The 18,695-nt window shown below is 61.9% G+C and carries 14 protein-coding genes, 4 tRNA genes and 1 pseudogene; 11 read left to right on the forward strand and 8 right to left on the reverse strand.

Going from position 1 to position 18,695, the window contains the following annotated elements:
• The first annotated feature begins 16 nt into the window (after positions 1 to 16).
• The 11 genes from J4D28_RS00270 (at position 17) to J4D28_RS00320 (ending at position 13,060) form a co-directional block, all read left to right on the forward strand.
• Positions 17 to 1,231 (forward strand): glycosyltransferase family 4 protein, encoded by a 1,215-nt coding sequence (locus tag J4D28_RS00270; protein ID WP_009050921.1) that lies wholly within the window; start codon positions 17 to 19, stop codon positions 1,229 to 1,231.
• Positions 1,222 to 2,325, forward strand: a complete 1,104-nt coding sequence (locus tag J4D28_RS00275) for a glycosyltransferase family 1 protein (RefSeq protein ID WP_103331808.1) — start codon at positions 1,222 to 1,224, stop codon at positions 2,323 to 2,325. The genes J4D28_RS00270 and J4D28_RS00275 overlap by 10 nt, the downstream gene beginning before the upstream one ends.
• Positions 2,325 to 3,722 carry an O-antigen ligase gene (locus tag J4D28_RS00280; protein WP_038635196.1) on the forward strand — a complete coding sequence of 466 codons (1,398 nt, stop codon included), beginning with the start codon at positions 2,325 to 2,327 and terminating at the stop codon, positions 3,720 to 3,722. The genes J4D28_RS00275 and J4D28_RS00280 overlap by 1 nt, the downstream gene beginning before the upstream one ends.
• Positions 3,719 to 4,540, forward strand: a complete 822-nt coding sequence (locus tag J4D28_RS00285; RefSeq protein WP_028683409.1) for an acyltransferase — start codon at positions 3,719 to 3,721, stop codon at positions 4,538 to 4,540. Before J4D28_RS00280 ends, J4D28_RS00285 begins: the two co-directional genes overlap by 4 nt.
• Positions 4,540 to 5,946 (forward strand): lipid II flippase MurJ, encoded by a 1,407-nt coding sequence (locus tag J4D28_RS00290; RefSeq protein ID WP_103331809.1) that lies wholly within the window; start codon positions 4,540 to 4,542, stop codon positions 5,944 to 5,946. Before J4D28_RS00285 ends, J4D28_RS00290 begins: the two co-directional genes overlap by 1 nt.
• A gap of 115 nt (positions 5,947 to 6,061) precedes the next feature.
• The gene (locus J4D28_RS00295; protein ID WP_007924708.1) at positions 6,062 to 6,691 is read left to right on the forward strand and encodes a DUF1780 domain-containing protein; all 630 of its coding nucleotides are present in this window, start codon (positions 6,062 to 6,064) and stop codon (positions 6,689 to 6,691) included.
• Positions 6,692 to 6,901: 210 nt separating this feature from the next.
• The gene (locus tag J4D28_RS00300; protein WP_037006010.1) at positions 6,902 to 7,075 is read left to right on the forward strand and encodes a DUF3094 family protein; all 174 of its coding nucleotides are present in this window, start codon (positions 6,902 to 6,904) and stop codon (positions 7,073 to 7,075) included.
• A gap of 60 nt (positions 7,076 to 7,135) precedes the next feature.
• A complete protein-coding gene (locus J4D28_RS00305) occupies positions 7,136 to 8,434 on the forward strand; it encodes an NAD(P)/FAD-dependent oxidoreductase (RefSeq protein ID WP_009050927.1) in 1,299 nt (432 codons plus the stop codon).
• 648 nt (positions 8,435 to 9,082) lie between these two features.
• Positions 9,083 to 9,673 carry a fimbrial protein gene (locus J4D28_RS00310; protein WP_009050928.1) on the forward strand — a complete coding sequence of 197 codons (591 nt, stop codon included), beginning with the start codon at positions 9,083 to 9,085 and terminating at the stop codon, positions 9,671 to 9,673.
• A gap of 50 nt (positions 9,674 to 9,723) precedes the next feature.
• Positions 9,724 to 10,455, forward strand: coding sequence for a molecular chaperone (locus tag J4D28_RS00315; protein WP_009050929.1), 732 nt, complete (start codon positions 9,724 to 9,726; stop codon positions 10,453 to 10,455).
• Between the two features lie 112 nt (positions 10,456 to 10,567).
• A complete protein-coding gene (locus J4D28_RS00320) occupies positions 10,568 to 13,060 on the forward strand; it encodes a fimbria/pilus outer membrane usher protein (protein ID WP_103331810.1) in 2,493 nt (830 codons plus the stop codon).
• Between the two features lie 158 nt (positions 13,061 to 13,218).
• Here J4D28_RS00320 and J4D28_RS00325 read toward each other — a convergent pair.
• The 8 genes and pseudogenes from J4D28_RS00325 to rluD all read right to left on the reverse strand — a co-directional run.
• A pseudogene (locus J4D28_RS00325) lies at positions 13,219 to 13,400 on the reverse strand (IS3 family transposase); the annotation flags it as partial.
• Positions 13,401 to 13,520: 120 nt separating this feature from the next.
• Positions 13,521 to 13,597: transfer RNA gene (locus J4D28_RS00330), tRNA-Pro, on the reverse strand.
• A gap of 93 nt (positions 13,598 to 13,690) precedes the next feature.
• Positions 13,691 to 13,766, reverse strand: a tRNA-Lys gene (locus J4D28_RS00335).
• 5 nt (positions 13,767 to 13,771) lie between these two features.
• Positions 13,772 to 13,848, reverse strand: a tRNA-Pro gene (locus tag J4D28_RS00340).
• Between the two features lie 9 nt (positions 13,849 to 13,857).
• Positions 13,858 to 13,933: transfer RNA gene (locus tag J4D28_RS00345), tRNA-Asn, on the reverse strand.
• A gap of 314 nt (positions 13,934 to 14,247) precedes the next feature.
• Complete coding sequence (clpB, locus tag J4D28_RS00350) at positions 14,248 to 16,812, reverse strand: ATP-dependent chaperone ClpB (RefSeq protein WP_009050931.1); 2,565 nt, start codon at positions 16,810 to 16,812, stop codon at positions 14,248 to 14,250.
• A 130-nt stretch (positions 16,813 to 16,942) separates the two neighbouring features.
• Positions 16,943 to 17,668: a peptidoglycan editing factor PgeF gene (gene pgeF, locus J4D28_RS00355; protein ID WP_103330733.1), complete on the reverse strand. Its 726-nt coding sequence runs from the start codon at positions 17,666 to 17,668 to the stop codon at positions 16,943 to 16,945.
• On the reverse strand, positions 17,665 to 18,627 hold the full coding sequence (gene rluD / locus J4D28_RS00360) for a 23S rRNA pseudouridine(1911/1915/1917) synthase RluD (protein WP_009050933.1): 963 nt from the start codon (positions 18,625 to 18,627) through the stop codon (positions 17,665 to 17,667). The genes pgeF and rluD overlap by 4 nt, the downstream gene beginning before the upstream one ends.
• Positions 18,628 to 18,695: the final 68 nt, after the last annotated feature.

An 18,695-nucleotide genomic window follows, 5' to 3' on the forward strand; every position in this document is an offset into this window, starting at 1 on the left:
ACCTGGAGTGCCGTACGTGAAGATTCTCTGGATTCTCCCCTACCTGCCCTGGCCCATGACCAGCGGTGGCAAGACTCGCCAGTTTCACTTGCTGCGGACCTTGAGCGAGCGGGGTCATCGCATCACCTTGCTGGTGCAGTCGAAGACCGAGGCCGATGCCGCCACCCGCGCCACCCTCGAGCCCTGGCTGGAGCGCCTGATCGTGGAGCCCCGGCGCCCGCTGAAACATCCGGTCACGCTGCTGGCCGGGCTGTTCGCGCCCTGGCCGCTGCTGACCACAGTCAACGGTGTGTCACGTCCGTTGCGCGAGCGCTTCGACAGCCTGCTGCAGGAGCCCTGGGATGTGATCCAGGTCGAGCACAGCTACAGCCTGCAACCCTATCTGCAACCGCTGCTGCGGGCCGGCCGGGACTTCGTGCTCACCGAGCACAACCTCGAATCCAGCCTGGGCGGCGCGACCTATGACCGCTTCCCGGCCTGGGCCAGCCTCTTCGTGCGCTATGACCAATGGCGCTGCCGGCAGTGGGAACGCAAGGCGTTCGATTCGGCCCGCCAGGTGGTCGCGGTGACCGAAAGCGATGCCCAGGCCATGCGCCAGCTGACCCGTACCCCGGTCGAGGTGGTGGTCAACGGCGTCGACAGCCGCAGCTTTGCCGAAGTCTCGGCCGACCCGCAGAGCCAGCGGGTGCTGTTTGTCGGCAACTACGAATACGCGCCGAACCTGGACGCCGTGCAGTGGATGCTCGACGAGATTTTCCCGCGGGTCTGGAGCCACTGCCCCGAGGCGCGCCTGGCGGTGGCCGGGTATGCCTTGCCGGCCAACTGGCCCGAACGCTGGACCGACAGCCGCATCGAGTGGGTCGGCTTCGTGCCGGACCTGCCCGATCTGCAACGACGTTGCGCGCTGTTCATCGCGCCGTTGCGCCAGGGCGGCGGCTCCAAGCTCAAGGTGCTCGAAGCCATGGCCGCCGGCCTGCCGCTGGTCAGCACCGCACAAGGCGCCTCGGGCCTGGCCATCCGCCCCGAGGAACATTACCTGGCAGGCGACAATGCCCAGGCCCTGGCCGATGCCGTGATTCGCCTGTTGAGCGAGCCGACCCTGGCCGCCCAACTGGCCGGCGCCGCCCGCCTGTATGCCCGCCAGCATCATGACTGGGCCGTAGCCGGCGACGAGCTGGAACAGATCTACCGGACCCTGCCCTCCACACAGGAGCATCCCGCATGCGTGTAGCCCTCGATTATCGTCCGGCCACGGTCGCTCCCTCTTCGGGCATCGCCCGTCAGGTCAAGGCACTGGAACAGGCCCTGCGCGCCCGTGAAGACACCGAATTGCTGCTGGTGAGCGAAGCGCCACTGGAGCATGAGCAACGCCAGACCGCCTTCTGTCCGGCCTGGCCGAGCCCCCTCGATGGCGTGCAACGCCCCGGCGTGCGCCTGCGCTTCGAACGCAAATTCTTGCCGGCGACCATTCGCGAGCAGTCGGTCGACCTGTACATCGCCACCGCCAACATGGGCCTGCCCATCGGCCACAAGCCGGCGGGTACCCGTTATGTGCTGATCCTGCATGACCTGTTCCAGCTGACCCAGCGAAACTTCCACCGCTCGCAGCTCAAGGCCCTGGCCTATCGGCTGATCGATGCCGTGTCGATCGCCTGGTCGATCTGGGTCGCCGATGAAGTCTGGTGCCCTTCGCGGTTTTCCTGCAGCGAAGCGGCCCGGCTGTTTCCCTGGGCGCGGCCGAAGTTCCGCGTGCTGAACAACCTGGTGCCGGAGTTCCAGGGTGCCATCGGCCCGCTGCCGGCGGGCCTGCCCGAGCGCTACTGGCTGGCCGTCGGGACGCGGGAGCCGCGCAAGAACATGCCGTTCTTCATCGAGCAGTGGCAGCGCTGCCGCCAGGAAAACCCGCAAGTACCGGAGCTGGTCCTGGTCGGCCACGCCAGCGACCTGCCGGCGAGCCTGAGCCAGTTGCCCGGCCTGCATTGGGTCAGTGGCATCAGCGACGAGCAGTTGCAGGCCCTGTACCAGCATGCCGACTGCCTGTGGCAACCCTCCTACGCCGAAGGCTTCGGCCTGCCGGTGGTCGAGGCGCTGTGGCAGGGCACGCCGGTGGCGGTGGCCAGGGGTTCGGCCCTCGACGAGGTGTCTCCGCCCAGCGCGCGACGCTTCAATGCCCGTGATCGCGCCAGCCTGCGCAACGCACTGATCGAACAGGCCCAGGACAGCAACAGGCCGGATCCGGACAGCCTGCGCGACTGGGCCCGGCAATTTGCCGAACCGACCTACCGCCAGCGCCTCGATACCTTGCTCACAGGGCTCTTTCACTGATGCTGCCAGGAAAATTCATTGGCCTGACCCTGGGGTTGATCTTCGGGGTTCTGTTGTGGGCCCTGCCACCGGCAAAAGTCATCTTCGTGGTGATCGGCCTGGCCGTGACCCTGACGCTGATCCGCAAGCCGCTGTGGGGCCTGCTGATCTTCGCCGTGCTGGCCACCTGCATTCCTTACACCACGCTGCAACTGGGGATTCGCACCACGGTCAGTGAAGCGGTGCTGGGCCTGACGTGGGTCGGGTTGTTCTGGCAATCGTTCATCGGCAAGACCCGCAACCTCATGCTCTGGCGCCCCACCGAACGGGCCATGGCCTGGCTGATGCTGTTCAGCGCCATTCCCTTTGTCTGGGGCATGCTGATCATTCATGCCGAGGGCAACGGCCCGGTGAACTGGGTGCGCTGGCTGATGAACCTGTCGCTGCTGTTCATGGTGCCGCTGCTGCTGCGTACCGATGCCGACCGCGACAAAGTAGTGATCGCCCTGCTGCTGGGCACCCTGCTGATGCTGCTGTTGTCGATCGGCATGTTCATCAAGTCGCGCAACGCGATGTCGATGATCCCGATCCTCACCGACCTCAAGTACGCCCACCCGGAAGCGGTGAAGGACATCTTCTCCGCCAACTACCAGCGCATGGCATCGCCCTGGGTTCACCCCAACCTCACGGGTGGCGTGCTGGTGCTGTTCATTCCCCTGGCGCTGCTCTATGGCTGGACCCGCACCGGCGCACGCCGGGCCCTGGGGCTGGCGGTGGCGATCCTCGGTTGTGCCGGGCTGCTGCTGAGTATTTCCCGCGGGGCGATCCTGGCCCTGGCCCTGGTGCTGCTCTGGCTGACTTACAAGCGCGTGCCCTATAGCGGCCGGATCATCGGCCTCGGGGCGGCCTTCGCGGTGGCCCTGGTGATGTTCTATCCGCCGCTGCAGGAACGCCTGATGACCATGTTCTCGGCGACCAACGCCAGTACCGAAGTGCGTTTCGACGAGTACGCGAAATTCCCCGAGGCAATGATGCGCTACCCGCTGGGCATCGGCTTCAAGGTCGATCCGCCGGTACCGGGCACCGACCTGCCGGGCATCTCCAACCTGTGGCTGAACTTCATCTACAAGATCGGCATTCCGGGGATGCTGCTGTTCATCGCCGTCACCCTGTTGTGGTGGCGCGAGGTGCGCCCGCTGGCGCCGATCCGTCAGGTGACCGCTGACAACGCGCTGTGGCTGGGCTGCATTTCCGGCCTGCTGGCAGCGTTGCTGACGGGTCTGTTCGACCACTACTTCAGCTTCACTTTCGTGCTGATCGGTCTGTTCTGGCTGTTGATGGGCATAAGCCTGCAACAGGTCCGGTTACGCCCGGCCATCACCCTCCCCCTCATCAACCCCAAGGATCGCCAAGCATGAAACACCGTATTTTCCATTCTGCGGATCTGCCTGAACGCCTGCCGGCCCTGGCCTCGGAGCTGGGCGTCAGCCACGATGAACTGCTCGAGGCCTACAGCTGGGGGCTGAACAACGACGTGCTGTTCGTCGAGGGCGACGGCGAGCAGGCGCGCTACAGCGTCTGCGCGGTGGACATCGAACAGATCATCGAGCATCCCCTGGCCCGACGCCTGTATGGTCGTTTGAAGCAGGACATCCCCACCACCCTGGTGCCGCGCTACGGCAAGAACCTGGCTACCCTCAAGGACCGCTGGTTGCGGGCCTGGGAACAGGCCTACAACATCCTGATCAACAAGATCCCCAGCCATCACGTGCGCATCGCCTGGCTGCGCCTGGGCGGCGCGAAAATCGGCAAGGGCTCGACCATCTGGCGCAACACCGAGGTGCTGGGTGTGGAAAACCTGGTGATCGGCGATGACAGCGTGATCGCCTGGCATTGTCAGATCGACGCCCGGGCCGGGCTGATCATCGGCGATCATGTGACGATCGCCTCTCACGTGCTGATTCTCGCCGGCGGCCATGACCCGATGAGCCCCGAGTTCTGGTCGGTGTCCGCGCCCATCTACATCGATGACTACGCCTGGATCGCCACCCGGGCGCTGCTTGCCCATGGTTCGCATATCGGTCGCGGGGCGGTAGTGACCGCCAACACCCTCGTGGCCAAGGCCGTTCCCCCCTACAAGATCATCGGTGGCAGCGGTGCCAAACCCATGGGCGAGCGCCCTCACGACCTGAACTACAAGGTGGGTGGCAAAGGCCTGTTCACCCTGTTCTATTGATGCTCGGCAGCACCCTGCTGCTGACCCTGGCGACCCTCGCCGGGCTGCTCGCCGGCTTTGCCCGCGAATGGCTGCTGGTGGCGGCCTGGGGCGCGGGCAGCCGCAGCGATGCGTTCCTGGTCGCGGTGTTCATTCCCGAAGCCCTGCGCATGACCCTGGCGGCCGGTATCCTGGCGGCCGCGGCCCTGCCGCTCTATCAGGAGCGCGACGCCCAGCGCCAGCACGCCTGGCTGGCCGGCCTGAGTCCGCGCCTGCTGGGCCTGGGACTGGGGCTCTATGCCCTGCTGGCCTTGAGCGCGCCGCTGTGGATCCGCCTGATCGGTCCCGGGCTCGACAGCGCAGCCCAGGCCGAAGCCGCCGCCAACCTGCGCAGCCTGGCCGCCTGTATCCCCGGCCTGCTCCTGCATGCGCTGTTCAGCATTCCGCTGCATGCCCGGCAACGTTTTGTCCTGCCGGGGCTGGGTTCGCTGCTGTTCAACCTGCCACCGGTGCTTTATCTGTTTTTCTACGGCCAGGCGAGCCTGGGCTCCGGCCTTTCGCTGGCGTTTTTTCTCGGCAGCCTGCTGATGTGCCTGTCGCTGGTGCCGGCGATCTGGCAAACCGGCTGGCGCCCCTGGCAGGTCCGCGGGGACGCCGGGGCCAGCCGTGAATTGCTGGTGCGCCTCGGCCCGCTGCTGACCAGCAACCTGGCCAGCCAGGGCCTGGCGCTGGTGGAACGGGTGGTCGCCAGCTACCTGGGCGAAGGCGCGGTGACCTGGGTCAACCTGGCGCGCAAGCTGATCAACTTGCCGTTGATTGCCTTGATGAGCCTGAACCAGGTCCTGCTCGGCCTGATGAGCGGCAAGTCCGGCGATCAACGCCTGGGGCTGCTGCATCGCGGGCTCAACGCCGCGACCCTGCTGAGCCTGCCTGCGGCCCTCGGCCTGGTGGGCGCCAGCCCGGCGCTGATCCATTGGTTGCTGCCCGCCCAGAGCGCCGACAGACCACTGCCGGCGCTGCTGGGCTGGTTCGCCGTGTCCCTGGTGTTCGGCGCCTGGAACGCCATGCTCGCGCGCTACGCCTATGCCGCCGGCGATACCCGAACGCCGCTGTACTGCGAACTGCTCGGCAGCCTGCTCAACGCCTTGCTGCTGGCGGGCTTGCCGCTGATTGCGGGGCTGAATGCGATTCCCCTGGCCGCCCTCGGCGGCGTGATCCTGACCAACCTGTTGCTGATGCAGCGCCAGCAGTTGCTCAGCCTCATCAGCTGGCCGGTGCGCTGGGCGGTCAGCGCCGTCCTGCTGGGTGCCGCGGCACTGCTGTTGCATCCGCTGCCGAACGTCTGGCTGCAACTTGGGCTCAGCACCGTGGCCGGGCTGCTCCTGCTGATCGCCCTGGGCCTCTGGCTGAAACCCTGGCGGGCGTGAACGAGCGGCAGAGGGTTGACCTGATGTCACACTTATCCGTTATAAGTGCAGTCAGCCCCCGCCGACCCGGCAGAGTGTATTTCTTGGATCAGCGTTTGGACGCTAAGCTTGGACTATGGATGACTCAGATTACCTGCGCCTGCTCACCATTCAGGCCGAACAAGCCAACGCGTTCCTGTCCAATGCGCGCAAATGGGAGCGTGAGCGTTGGGTCTGCCAGCGCCTGCTGCAAGGCTTGAACATCCCCTACCGTGCCGACGAATTCACGCCCGCCGGGCAGGAGCCGCCGGACGTACTGTTTCGCGAGGCCTGTTTCGAGGTGTTCTTCGTGCTGGACGAAGGCCGTCGCCTCAACGATGAATGGCGCGACGAGTTGCAACGGCGCCGCAGTGCCTTCTCCCTCAGCCAACTGGTGCGGCGCGAGGCCAAGCCCAAGCGCATTCCGGCCAACGAACTGTTGCTCAGGCTGGCCCCGACCCTGCGCAAGAAAGCCCACAACTACAAGGAACGTGGCATGGACCTGGGGGAACTGGACATCATCGCCTTCGCCAGCCTCAAGCGCGAAGTGCTCGACCTCAACAGCCATTTCCCGCCACCGACCGAGTATCTGCGCCAGGGTTGGCGCTCGTTGTCGCTGGTCGGACCGACCTTCGCCCGCGTGCTGTTCGCCCATCCCGACGCGCCGGACTTCCTGCGTGGCAACCTGGGGCGCAGCATCCTCTTCGACGTCGGGATCAGCCTGTAGGTCGTTTAGCGAAGGTTTTTCCAGCCCCCCTTCAGACCGTTGTGGCATGGCGCAAACACCCTGCGAGTGTTACAAAGCGCAATCACCCGCGCGATGACAAGGTCCGCATCCGCGAGCAGCTATGCTCCGTTCCATACCGCATAGCCCGACAAGATGGCACTGCGCTGTAACCTTCATACTTTTCGCAACGTCTAGCTGACGAGGCTTTTTATGACCAGCCGCCTGAACCCCGACGACCAACGCCATGTCGAAGAATACCTGCAACTGGCCCAGCACCGAGTCGAGCGCCGGCCCTTCCGGCCGTGGATGCTCCTCGTGATAGTCCTGACCATCACCATTGGCCTGGGCCTGCTGAGCCGACTTATCAGTTACCTGACGCTATGAGCTGCATTGCGCTCGCTCGGGTAACCGTACCGATTTCTTTTAGCCTTGCGAGATATCCCCATGACTCATCGTATTGTCATCGTTGGCGGCGGCGCCGGCGGTCTGGAGTTGGCTACCCGTCTGGGTAAGACTCTGGGCAAGCGCGGCACCGCCAGTGTGATGCTGGTCGACGCGAACCTGACCCACATCTGGAAGCCCTTGCTGCACGAAGTAGCCGCCGGCTCGCTGAACTCTTCCGAAGACGAACTCAACTATGTCGCCCAAGCCAAATGGAACCACTTCGAGTTCCAGCTGGGCCGCATGAGCGGGCTCGATCGTCAGCAGAAGAAAATCCAGCTGGCCGCCACCTACGACGAAAATGGCGTGGAACTGCTGCCGGCCCGCGAGCTGGGGTACGACACCCTGGTGATCGCCGTGGGCAGCACCACCAACGACTTCGGCACCCAGGGCGCCGCCCAGCATTGCCTGTTCCTCGACACCCGCAAGCAGGCCGAACGCTTCCATCAGCAACTGCTCAACCACTACCTGCGCGCCCACGCCGGGCAGACTGATGTGGTCGAGCAGATCAGCGTGGCCATCGTCGGTGCCGGCGCCACGGGCGTCGAGCTGGCCGCCGAGTTGCACAATGCCGCTCACGAACTGGCGGCTTACGGCCTGGACCGGATCAAGCCGGAAAACATGCACATCACCCTGATCGAGGCAGGCCCACGGGTACTGCCAGCCCTGCCGGAGCGGATTGGCGGACCGGTACACAAGACCCTGGAAAAACTCGGGGTCAAGGTGATGACCAACGCCGCAGTCAGCGAAGTGACCGCCGACAGCCTGATTACCGCCGATGGCCAGGTGATTGCCGCCAGCCTGAAAGTCTGGGCCGCCGGGATTCGCGCACCGGGTTTCCTCAAGGACATCGACGGCCTGGAAACCAACCGCATCAACCAGCTGCAAGTCCTGCCGACCCTGCAGACCACCCGCGACGAGAATATCTTCGCCTTTGGCGACTGCGCCGCCTGCCCGCAACCGGGCACCGATCGCAACGTTCCACCGCGGGCCCAGGCCGCTCACCAGCAGGCATCGCTGCTGACCAAGTCGCTGAAACTGCGCATCGAAGGCAAGGCCCTGCCGGAATACAAGTACACCGACTACGGTTCGCTGATCTCGCTGTCGCGTTTTTCCGCCGTGGGCAACCTGATGGGTAACCTGACCGGCAGCGTGATGCTCGAAGGCTGGCTGGCGCGGATGTTCTATGTGTCGCTGTACCGCATGCACCAGATGGCGCTCTACGGCCCGTTCCGGACCGCCATGCTGATGCTCGGCAGCCGGATCGGCCGCGGTACCGAGCCACGGCTCAAACTGCACTGAGTCAATCGTTCAAGACAGGAATGCCCCGAGCGATCGGGGCATTTTTTTTGCATCCTGTTCAAGGTTGACTCAGGCCTTTGCCCAACTCTGGATCAACAAGAAAGTGACTGGAGATCGAAGAAAATAAACTTCCCTTAGTTGAGATCAGACTTTTCCTGGCAGTACATAGCCAGCCTCCCAGCCAAACGATAAGATTTGCCCTACTTCATCCTCAGCGCTCAAAAGTTATTCCCTCTAGTGCGAGCAATGCATACCCCTGTTTCCAGCAGCGCCTTTTAAAGCACATATAGAGAGTTGATCCAACAAGCATTAAGGCAACAGTCGCGCTCCTATCTAGTTGTATCGGTAGTTAGTCTATTCCTCCTCTCGACTCGCCCACCACCCAATGCGCTGGCCTTCCTGGGTACCACAAAACGACCGAAGGCGATACAAATCGCTCCCCTGCTTACCCGACCAGACAGACAATTCTCCTCAAGAAAATCCTCATAAGACAAAACTTTAAGAATCTTCTTATTGAAATCCCGCCAACCAACAAAGCATTAGCAGCCATTCAAAGCCACAGACTAATCAACAGTTTAAGAATGGTCTTATTGTAACGACCGAAGTGAAGATACAAGATTGCACCTCCAACTTTAGCAGGTACATGAAATGTCCAAACTTCTCAAAAGCATCGTCTCCATGGCTATCGCTGGCGCAGTCAGCACTTCCGCTCTCGCGGCAGACGGCACCATCAACTTCACCGGCGATATCGTCGCTGCATCCTGCAAAATCGCCCCCGGCACCGGTACTTCCGGTAGTAGTAGTGCCATCGATGTCAACCTCGGCAAGGTCAGCACCGACTCGCTCGGCGGCACTGCCGGAGGCAGCATCGTCGGTGGTAAGAGCATCAACCTGAACCTGGATTGCGGTGGCACCGCAGCAGGCCTGAAGTCCGTCAAGCTGCAATTCGACCCGAGCAGTGGCTCCGGCATTGACGGCGGGAACGTCTCGCTGCTGAAAATCGTCGGTGGTGCTGAGGCTGCAGAAGGTGTGGGTATCGGTCTTTACAACAGCAGCAACAAGCTGGTGAACCTCGGCGCGAACGAAACCATCGATGGCGAGCTGACGCCAAACACCGTAGAAGGCAAAACCACATACACCGCCAAGCTGAACATGCGTGCAGGTTATGTGGCAAACGGCGAAGCGTTCAAAGCTGGTAAAGCAAACGGCACCCTGCCGTTTACCTTGAGCTACGAGTAACCCGCGCCAAAGGGAGGGGCCTGCGCCCCTCCCTCCGACCTGGAGCCGCTATGAAAACCCCACTATTGACACGTCTTGCACTCGCCAGTGCCATGACTCTCTTTGCGTCGATGGCCAGTGCCGGCATTACGCTGGATGGCACCCGCGTCGTCTTTGCTGCGCCAGCCAAGGAAACATCCGTCGTCGTCAGAAATCAGGACTCGAACGACATCATGGTCCAGTCCTGGGTCGAGCCAGACAGCAGCGGGTCCGCGACCGACGTACCGTTCGCCATTACCCCTCCCCTCGTTCGCCTTGGAGGCAACAAGCAGCAAGTCCTGCGCATCCTCTATCAAGGCCAAGGGTTACCGACCGACAAGGAGTCCGTGTTCTGGCTCGCCGTGCAAGAGATTCCGCAAAAAGCCAAGGACCAGAACAGCCTGCAGATCGCCATACGCCAGCGCGTAAAACTGTTCTACCGCCCGGCCAACCTGCCGGACACCGCGGCCAATGCAGCCAAGAGCCTGCAATGGAAACTGGTGGAACAAGGCGGCAAAACCGCGCTTTCGGTGAGTAACCCCTCTGCCTACCACGTGTCCTTTTCTGGTAGCACTGTGGAGTTGCGCACTGGCAAGGGCACTTCCACCTATACCGCTGCCGCAGAAATGCTCGCGCCGGGAGCAACACGTGTCGTCGCGATCAAAGGTTCGCCCAGCGTGAGCTCCGGAGCCGCAACGGTGGAATTCGACAGCATCAACGACTACGGCGGGCTGGACCACATCACCAGCAAGCTTTCCAACTAACGAAAGCCCAGCAGTCGTTCGCGCCGCTCGCCAGCGCGCAAAGCTTTACCTATTCGACTTTTTACTCAGGTCAGTGCCTCGGCTACCCGATGCATGATCGAAAGGATTCCGCATGCCCATTTTTCAGAGAGAGCTCAGCTTCAGGATCGCCCGACGGGCGTGCGCGACCTGCCTCATGGCAGTGGGGCTGACCTCGAAGCTGTCCGCCGCAGAAGTCGAATTCAGCGAATCCTTTCTGAAAATGGAGGGTGCTCCGGTGGACCTCAAGTATTTCGAGAAAGGCAGCACCGTTCCGCCAGGCACCTACAGTGTCGACCTCTACCTGAACAACGTGCTGATCAAACGCCAGGAGATCACCTTCAGTGCCGACGCATCCGGGCAGGTCAAACCCGCCCTCTCGCTCGGGCTGCTCAAAGAACTCGGACTCAACGCGGGCAAAGCCCAGCAGGACGGGCTTATCGCCGCCGACGCCAAGGATGAGCTGCCGTTCGACGTCAGCGCCCAGATCGCCGGCGCCGCGGTGGACTTCGACGTCACCAACCTGGCATTGCAGGTCAGCATTCCGCAGGCCTACGTCCAGCGCTATTCCCGTGGTTATGTCGACCCGTCGGTCTGGGACGAAGGCATCACCGCCTTCTACAGCGACTATCAGGCCAACTTCAACCGCAACACCAACCAGGGAACGAAGAGCGACTACCACAACCTGAACCTGCGCAACGGCTTCAATATCGCCGGCTGGCGCTTTCGTAACGAATCCGCCATGACCGGCGGTACTGGTACAAAAAGCGAGTTCAAGAGCAACCGCACCTATCTGGAACGCGATGTGCGGCGCCTGAAAGGCAAGTTTTCCATGGGCGAGCTGTACACCCCAGGGGAGATCTTCGACAGCGTGCGTTTTCGCGGGGCTCAGATCGCTTCGGACCTAGGCATGCTGCCTGATAACGAGATCGGCTATGCGCCTGTGATCCGCGGCATCGCCGAAACCAACGCCACCGTCGAGGTACGGCAGAACGGCTACGTGATCTATTCCGCGTCGGTGCCGCCTGGTGCCTTCGAGTTCACTGACATCTATCCCAGCGGTTCCAACGGCGACTTGCAGATCAAGATCATCGAAGCGGATGGCCGTGTGCGCGAATACCAGCAGTCCTATGCCTATCAGCCAGTCATGACCCGACGTGGCAATCTTCGCTACAGCGTCACCGCCGGTGAATATCGCTCCACCGACCAGCCGTCGCCATCATTCACCCAAGGCACCGCGGTCTATGGTGTAACCGACAACCTGACCGGCTACGGCGGTGCGCTGCTCGCCCAGGACTATCGCGCCGTCAACCTTGGCGCAGGCGTGAACTCCAGCCTCGGCGGCATTTCCTTCGACGTGACCAGTAGTGAATCGAAGACCCTGAACAGCAGGACGAACAAGGGGCACAGTGCGCGCTTCCTGTACTCCAAGACGCTGAACGCCACCGATACCACTTTCACCATGGCCGGCTACCGCTACTCCACCGAAGGTTTTCGCAGCTTCAGCCAGCATGTGGACGACCTCATGTATCAGGAGCGTGCCGGCTTCAGCGCACAAAAGAGCCGAATCAACCTGCGCGTGAACCAGACCCTGTCGCAACGAGGGTCGCTGTATCTCAGCATGGATGAAACCAGCTACTGGAATCAGCAGGGCCGCACGCGCAACTGGCAATTTGGTTATGGCAGCAGCATCAACAGCGTCAGCTACAACCTGGCGGTGTCACGCACCCAGAGCGATCCCATGAACGGTGGTTCGGATACACAACTTACCGCCAGCATCAGCCTGCCGCTGGGAGGGAGAAGCAGTTCTCACCGCCTCTCCAGCAACGCCATCAGCTCGAGCAAGGGCGACTCTTCGCTGCAGTCGAACGTGTCCGGCTACCTGAACGACCAGGCCACCGTCAGCTACTCGGCACAGGCCGGCCACAGCAAAAGAAACGGCAGCACAGCAGGCGCCGGTCTGGACTGGGATACCCCCGTCGCCAAGCTGCGTGGTGGCTACAGCCAGGGCCGCGACGACAAGCATATCGACCTGGGTGCTTCTGGTTCCCTGCTGGTGCACAGCGGTGGAATCACCCTTGGCCAGCCGCTTGGCGAAACCTTCGGCCTGATGGAAGTTCCGGATGTCGGCGGGGTCGGGGTATCCGGCTGGAACGGCGTACGCACCAATGGCAAGGGTTACGCGGTGGTGCCCTATATGCAGCCTTATCGCTACAACTGGCTGAACCTGGACACCCAGACCCTGGGCACCGACACCGAGATCAACGAAACCTCCAGGGTGCTGGTGCCGACCCGTGGCGCCATCGTCAAGACAACCTACGCCGCACAGACCGGTCGTCGCCTGCAGTTCGTCCTGCGCGCGGAGCAAGGCGGCACCATCCCCTTCGGCGCCCAAGGCTACGACGAGCAGGGCAAGCCCCTGGGCATGGTCGACAACCTGTCGCGCCTGCTGGTCTTCGGCGTTGCCGACCAGGGCCGACTGGAAATTCGCTGGGCCGAGGGTTCCTGCACGGTGGACTACGCACTCCCGGCGGCAAACAAGGAGCTGGCATACGAACGCGTGGATGGCCTTTGCCGGGCCTTGTGAGCACCGTAAACGCCCCTCGCAACGAGGGGCCGGCAAGGGGATATGCACAGAACGGCAACGGACAACCCAAATCCCCCCCCAAAAAAGCCCCGAATTATCGGGGCTTTTTTTGCTTCACGCCCAAGGCATGAAACCATCTTCAGCAAGCCAGTATGTGTGCCTGCGCTCCAATCCTGCCGACCGTGCTTTGTATACAGCCACATCAGAACGGTCGTCTTGCCTTGAATGCCGTAGCGCGCCTGAGCCTCTTTAGACTCGGCTCCTTTTCAACCTGGTCGACGACCGGCAATTTAATAGTCAGCGTGTAATCACGCTGACAGCGCCGTTTTCTCGCTTCCAGTACGTCCTCCTGAAAAGAGATCAGAAGGTGTGAACCTTATTCAGGAAAGGACAGACACAACCGACACCAAATTCCGGGCAAAAAAAATCCCCGTATCTTTCGATACGAGGATTTTCAGTATGGTCGGGGTAAGGGGATTCGAACTCCTGACATCCTGCTCCCAAAGCAGGCGCGCTACCGGACTGCGCTATACCCCGGTAAAAAAAAGGCACCTTTTAAAGGCGCCTTCTGCGAACAGAGCTTTTGGCGTCTGATCTTAAGATTCGATTCCAGCGAGCTGGTCTCAAAAATGGTGGGTCGTGTGGGATTCGAACCTACGACCAATTGGTTAAAAGCCAACTGCTCTACCAACTGAGCTAACGACCCAAATATGGTCGGGGTAAGGGGATTCGAACTCCTGACATCCTGCTCCCAAAGCAGGCGCGCTACCGGACTGCGCTATACCCCGGTTTGAAATTGGCTCCGTGACCAGGACTCGAACCTGGGACCCAATGATTAACAGTCATTTGCTCTACCGACTGAGCTATCACGGAACTGAACATTTCAATTTACAGCTTTTACAGCAGGCTTTTATTTCTAGAAGCCTCCTCGTTGACCCTGTCCGTATCGCTACGTTCGTGTCTCTGAGGCGCGCTATTCTACAATCTTAAAAACCTCTGTCAACCCCCTAAATTGCTTTCAAGACAATGATTTGCAACTTATTTCAGTTTTTTCCTCGGGGAGGAAAAACCCTTGGGGTGACTTACTGCGGGGCGCACTTTACAAGCCTTTGCCTTACAGTTCAACGCCCTATGCAAAAAAAGGCCTCGCAATGCGAGGCCTCCTTCCCAATGACACCCTATTTGGCTCAAGCGAAGACGATTTCGTCGTTTTCCACCTTGGCCGTCACAGTGACTCCCGGCAGGAAACTGCCGGACAGAATCAACTGCGCCAGCGGGTTCTCGATCCAGCGCTGGATCGCTCGTTTGAGCGGGCGCGCGCCATAGACCGGGTCGTAGCCCACGGCAATCAGTTTGTCCAAGGCCTCGCCACTCAGCTCCAGCTTGAGCTCTCGCTCCGCCAGGCGGCCGCGCAGGCGGCCCAGCTGGATCTCGGTGATGCCGGCGATCTGGTCCCGAGCCAATGGCTCGAAGATCACCACTTCGTCGATCCGGTTGATGAACTCCGGACGGAAATGGCTCGACACCGCATCCATCACCGCCGCCCGCTGTGCTTCGCGATCCCCCACCAGTTCCTGGATCTGCACCGAGCCCAGGTTGGAGGTCATGACGATCACCGTATTACGGAAATCCACGGTACGCCCATGGCTGTCCGTCAGGCGGCCGTCTTCCAGCACCTGCAGCAGGATGTTGAACACGTCTGGATGGGCCTTCTCGACCTCGTCCAGCAGGATCACCGAATAAGGCTTACGACGCACCGCCTCGGTCAGGTAACCGCCCTCCTCGTAGCCGACGTAGCCTGGAGGCGCACCGATCAACCGAGCCACGGAATGTTTCTCCATGAATTCGGACATATCGATCCGCACCATCGCCTCTTCGGTATCGAAAAGGAATTCGGCCAGCGCCTTGCACAACTCGGTTTTACCCACACCGGTCGGGCCTAAGAACATGAACGAGCCACTTGGCCGGTTTGGATCGGACAACCCGGCACGGGAACGCCGCACGGCGTTGGCCACCGCCACCACGGCTTCGTTCTGGCCGATGACACGCTGGTGCAGCAGGCTTTCCATCTTCAGCAGCTTGTCGCGCTCGCCTTCGAGCATCTTCGACACCGGAATACCGGTCCACTTGGACACGACCTCGGCGATTTCCTCTTCGGTCACCTTGCTGCGCAACAGCTGGTTCTCGCTTTGGCCATGCTGGTCGACCATCTGCAGGCTGCGCTCCAGGTCCGGGATCACCCCGTACTGCAACTCGGCCATGCGGTTCAGGTCGCCTTTGCGGCGCGCGGCTTCCAGTTCCTGGCGGGACTGCTCGATCTTCTGCTGAATCTGCGCCGAACCCTGCACTTCGGCTTTCTCCGAGGTCCAGACTTCTTCCAGGTCGGCGTATTCGCGCTCCAGGCGGGTGATTTCCTCCTGGAGTTTCTCCAGGCGCTTGATCGCCGCTTCGTCGTCTTCCTTCTTCAGGGCCTGGGACTCAACCTTCAGTTGAATCAGGCGCCGCTCAAGACGGTCCAGCACTTCCGGCTTGGAGTCGATCTCCATGCGGATACGGCTGGCAGCTTCGTCGATCAGGTCGATCGCCTTGTCCGGCAGCTGCCGATCGGTGATGTAGCGATGACTGAGCTTGGCCGCGGCAATGATCGCGCCGTCGGTGATCGCCACCTTGTGGTGCACCTCATAACGCTCTTTCAGGCCACGCAGGATGGCGATGGTGTCTTCTTCGCTCGGCTCATCCACCAGGACTTTCTGGAAGCGCCGCTCGAGGGCCGCATCCTTCTCTATATATTGGCGATACTCGTTGAGCGTGGTGGCGCCGACACAATGCAACTCGCCTCGGGCCAGGGCCGGCTTGAGCATGTTGCCCGCATCCATCGAGCCTTCGCCCTTGCCGGCGCCGACCATGGTGTGCAGTTCGTCGATGAACAGAATGATCTGCCCTTCCTGCTTGGAGAGCTCGTTGAGCAGGGATTTCAGGCGTTCTTCGAACTCGCCGCGGTACTTGGCGCCCGCGATCAGCGCGCCCATGTCCAGGGACAGCAGGCGCTTACCTTTCAGGCCGTCCGGCACTTCGCCATTGATGATGCGCTGGGCCAGGCCTTCGGCAATCGCGGTTTTACCCACGCCAGGCTCGCCGATCAGCACCGGGTTGTTCTTGGTCCGGCGTTGCAGCACCTGGATGGTCCGACGGATTTCGTCGTCACGGCCGATCACCGGGTCGAGCTTGCCGTCTTCGGCGCGCTTGGTCAGGTCGACGGTGTATTTATCCAGGGCCTGGCGCGACTCCTCGACGTTGGCGTCATTCACCGCCTCGCCGCCACGCAGGTTATTGATGGCGTTTTCCAGCGCTTTCTTGCTGACGCCCTGGCCCAGCAGCAATTTGCCGAGCTTGCTGTTTTCGTCCATGGCCGCCAGCAGCACCAGCTCGCTGGAGATGAACTGGTCGCCCTTCTGTTGCGCCAGGCGATCGGCCTGGTTCAGCAGGCGCGCCAGATCCTGCGACATGTTCACGTCGCCGGTAGGGTTCTGGATTTTCGGCAAGCGGTCGAGCTCTTTGCTCAACTCCTTGCGCAGGCTGTTCACGTCGAAGCCCACTTGCATCAGCAGCGGCTTGATCGAACCGCCCTGCTGCTCGAGCAGGGCCTGCATCAAGTGTGCAGGCTCGATGGCCGGATGATCGAGGCCAACCGCCAGGGATTGAGAATCGGATAATGCCAGCTGCAGCTTGCTGGTTAATCGGTCTATACGCATTAGTCACCTTCCTTTTGAGCAGGTCGGAGCGATGGACACACCTAAATAGAGAAACCTGCCAGATACCCCTGTAGATGCGGTCGATTCTGGAAGATTCAAGCCTGTCGAGCTTGACACAGGTCAGAAGAGTCTAGCGTTCCAGCCAGATCAGGGAAGCGAAGCGCCCGGTGCGCGGGCTGCGGCGGTAGGAATAGAAACGCGGATCGCTCACGGTGCAGAAACCACCGCCATAGACGGCCGTGACGCCGCATGCCGCCAGGCGCAGGCGGGCCAGCGTATAGATGTCAGCCATAAGCTTGCCGGGATTGTGGCTCGGCACAAAGGCCTGCTCGGTGTGCGGCAAGTGGCGGACGAACGCCTCACGGACTTCCGGCCCGACTTCGAAGGCTTGCGGACCGATGGCCGGCCCCAGCCAGACCAGTACATCCTCAGGCGCAACCTTCAGGCTAGCGAGCGTCGCCTCCAGCACTCCGGCCGCCAACCCGCGCCAACCGGCATGGGCCGCCGCCACACGAGTACCGGCGCGGTCGCAGAACAGCGCTGGCAGGCAATCGGCGGTCATGGCGCTACAGGCGATGCCGGGCGTGGCCGTCCAGCAGGCATCGGCGGTGGCGACGACGGACGGATCCGCCTCGACCACATCAATACCGTGGACCTGCTTCAGCCAGGCTGGCTGTATGGAGAAATGATCGGTCAGGCGGCGGCGGTTTTCGGCTACTGCCTGCGGATCGTCGTCGACATGATCGCCCAGGTTGAGGCTGTCGAACGGCGCCAGGCTGACGCCGCCCGCACGGGTGGTGACGCAGGCTTTGACCCCGGCCGGCGCAGGCCAGTCAGGAATCAGCCAGTCACTCATCCGACGAAGGCCTCGCGGTCCTGCTTGAGCAGGGTCAGCAGCCAGACGAAGTCTTCCGGCAGCGGCGACTCCCAGCTCATGCGTTCACCGGTGGTTGGATGATCCAGCTCCAGGAAACGCGCATGCAGCGCCTGACGCGGGAAGTGCTTCAGGGATTCGACCATGGTCGGGCTCGCCGCCGGCGGAATGCGGAAGCGGCCGCCGTAGGCCGGATCGCCGACCAACGGGAAGTTGATGTGCGCCATGTGCACGCGAATCTGGTGGGTACGACCGGTTTCCAGCTTGACCCGCACATGGGTGTGGGAACGGAAACGCTCGAGCACGCGGTAATGGCTGACGGCCTGCTTGCCACCTTCCATCACGGCCATGCGCTGGCGCTGCTGGCCATGCCGGCCGATCGGCGCATTGATCTTGCCACCGGCGGTGACCACACCGATCACGATGCATTCATAGATGCGGCTGACGCTGCGGCTCTGCAACTGGGCAACCAGCTGGGTCTGCGCCTGGATGGTCTTGGCCACCACCATCAGACCGGTGGTGTCCTTGTCCAGGCGATGGACGATGCCGGCGCGCGGCACGTTGATGATGTCCGGGACATGGTGCAGCAGTGCATTGAGCAGCGTGCCATCGGCGTGACCGGCGGCGGGGTGGACCACCAGGCCGGCAGGCTTGTTGATGACCAGGATATCGTCGTCTTCATAGACGATATCCAATTCGATGTCCTGAGCGATCCATTCTCCCTGAGCTTCCTGCTCGGCGGTCAGCTCAAGAACCGCGCCGCCATGGACGATGTCTCGCGGGCGGATAACCGCTCCATCCACAGTCAGGCGGCCGTCTTTGATCCAGGCGGAAAGGCGCGAGCGCGAGTGCTCAGCGAATAATTGGGCGGCGACTTGATCGAGGCGTTGGCCGCCCAGTTCGGACGGCACCTCTGCGCGAAGTTCAATTTTATCGGACATGCTCAGACTAGGCGTCGGCACAGCCTTTGGTTTCGGCTGCGCGCTTGTGGTTAAATACGGCGTCTTTT

The sequence above is a fragment of the Pseudomonas sp. GW531-T4 genome (assembly GCF_017349615.1).
Lineage (GTDB): Bacteria > Pseudomonadota > Gammaproteobacteria > Pseudomonadales > Pseudomonadaceae > Aquipseudomonas > Aquipseudomonas chlororaphis_I.

Coding starts and splice junctions, on each gene's coding strand:
- clpB (WP_009050931.1), bottom strand. CDS start 16,812: ATGCGTATAGACCGATTAACCAGCAAGCTGCAGCTGGCATTATCCGAT.
- J4D28_RS00275 (WP_103331808.1), top strand. CDS start 1,222: ATGCGTGTAGCCCTCGATTATCGTCCGGCCACGGTCGCTCCCTCTTCG.
- rluD (WP_009050933.1), bottom strand. CDS start 18,627: ATGTCCGATAAAATTGAACTTCGCGCAGAGGTGCCGTCCGAACTGGGC.
- J4D28_RS00280 (WP_038635196.1), top strand. CDS start 2,325: ATGCTGCCAGGAAAATTCATTGGCCTGACCCTGGGGTTGATCTTCGGG.
- J4D28_RS00320 (WP_103331810.1), top strand. CDS start 10,568: ATGCCCATTTTTCAGAGAGAGCTCAGCTTCAGGATCGCCCGACGGGCG.
- pgeF (WP_103330733.1), bottom strand. CDS start 17,668: ATGAGTGACTGGCTGATTCCTGACTGGCCTGCGCCGGCCGGGGTCAAA.
- J4D28_RS00300 (WP_037006010.1), top strand. CDS start 6,902: ATGACCAGCCGCCTGAACCCCGACGACCAACGCCATGTCGAAGAATAC.
- J4D28_RS00315 (WP_009050929.1), top strand. CDS start 9,724: ATGAAAACCCCACTATTGACACGTCTTGCACTCGCCAGTGCCATGACT.
- J4D28_RS00290 (WP_103331809.1), top strand. CDS start 4,540: ATGCTCGGCAGCACCCTGCTGCTGACCCTGGCGACCCTCGCCGGGCTG.
- J4D28_RS00310 (WP_009050928.1), top strand. CDS start 9,083: ATGTCCAAACTTCTCAAAAGCATCGTCTCCATGGCTATCGCTGGCGCA.
- J4D28_RS00305 (WP_009050927.1), top strand. CDS start 7,136: ATGACTCATCGTATTGTCATCGTTGGCGGCGGCGCCGGCGGTCTGGAG.
- J4D28_RS00285 (WP_028683409.1), top strand. CDS start 3,719: ATGAAACACCGTATTTTCCATTCTGCGGATCTGCCTGAACGCCTGCCG.
- J4D28_RS00295 (WP_007924708.1), top strand. CDS start 6,062: ATGGATGACTCAGATTACCTGCGCCTGCTCACCATTCAGGCCGAACAA.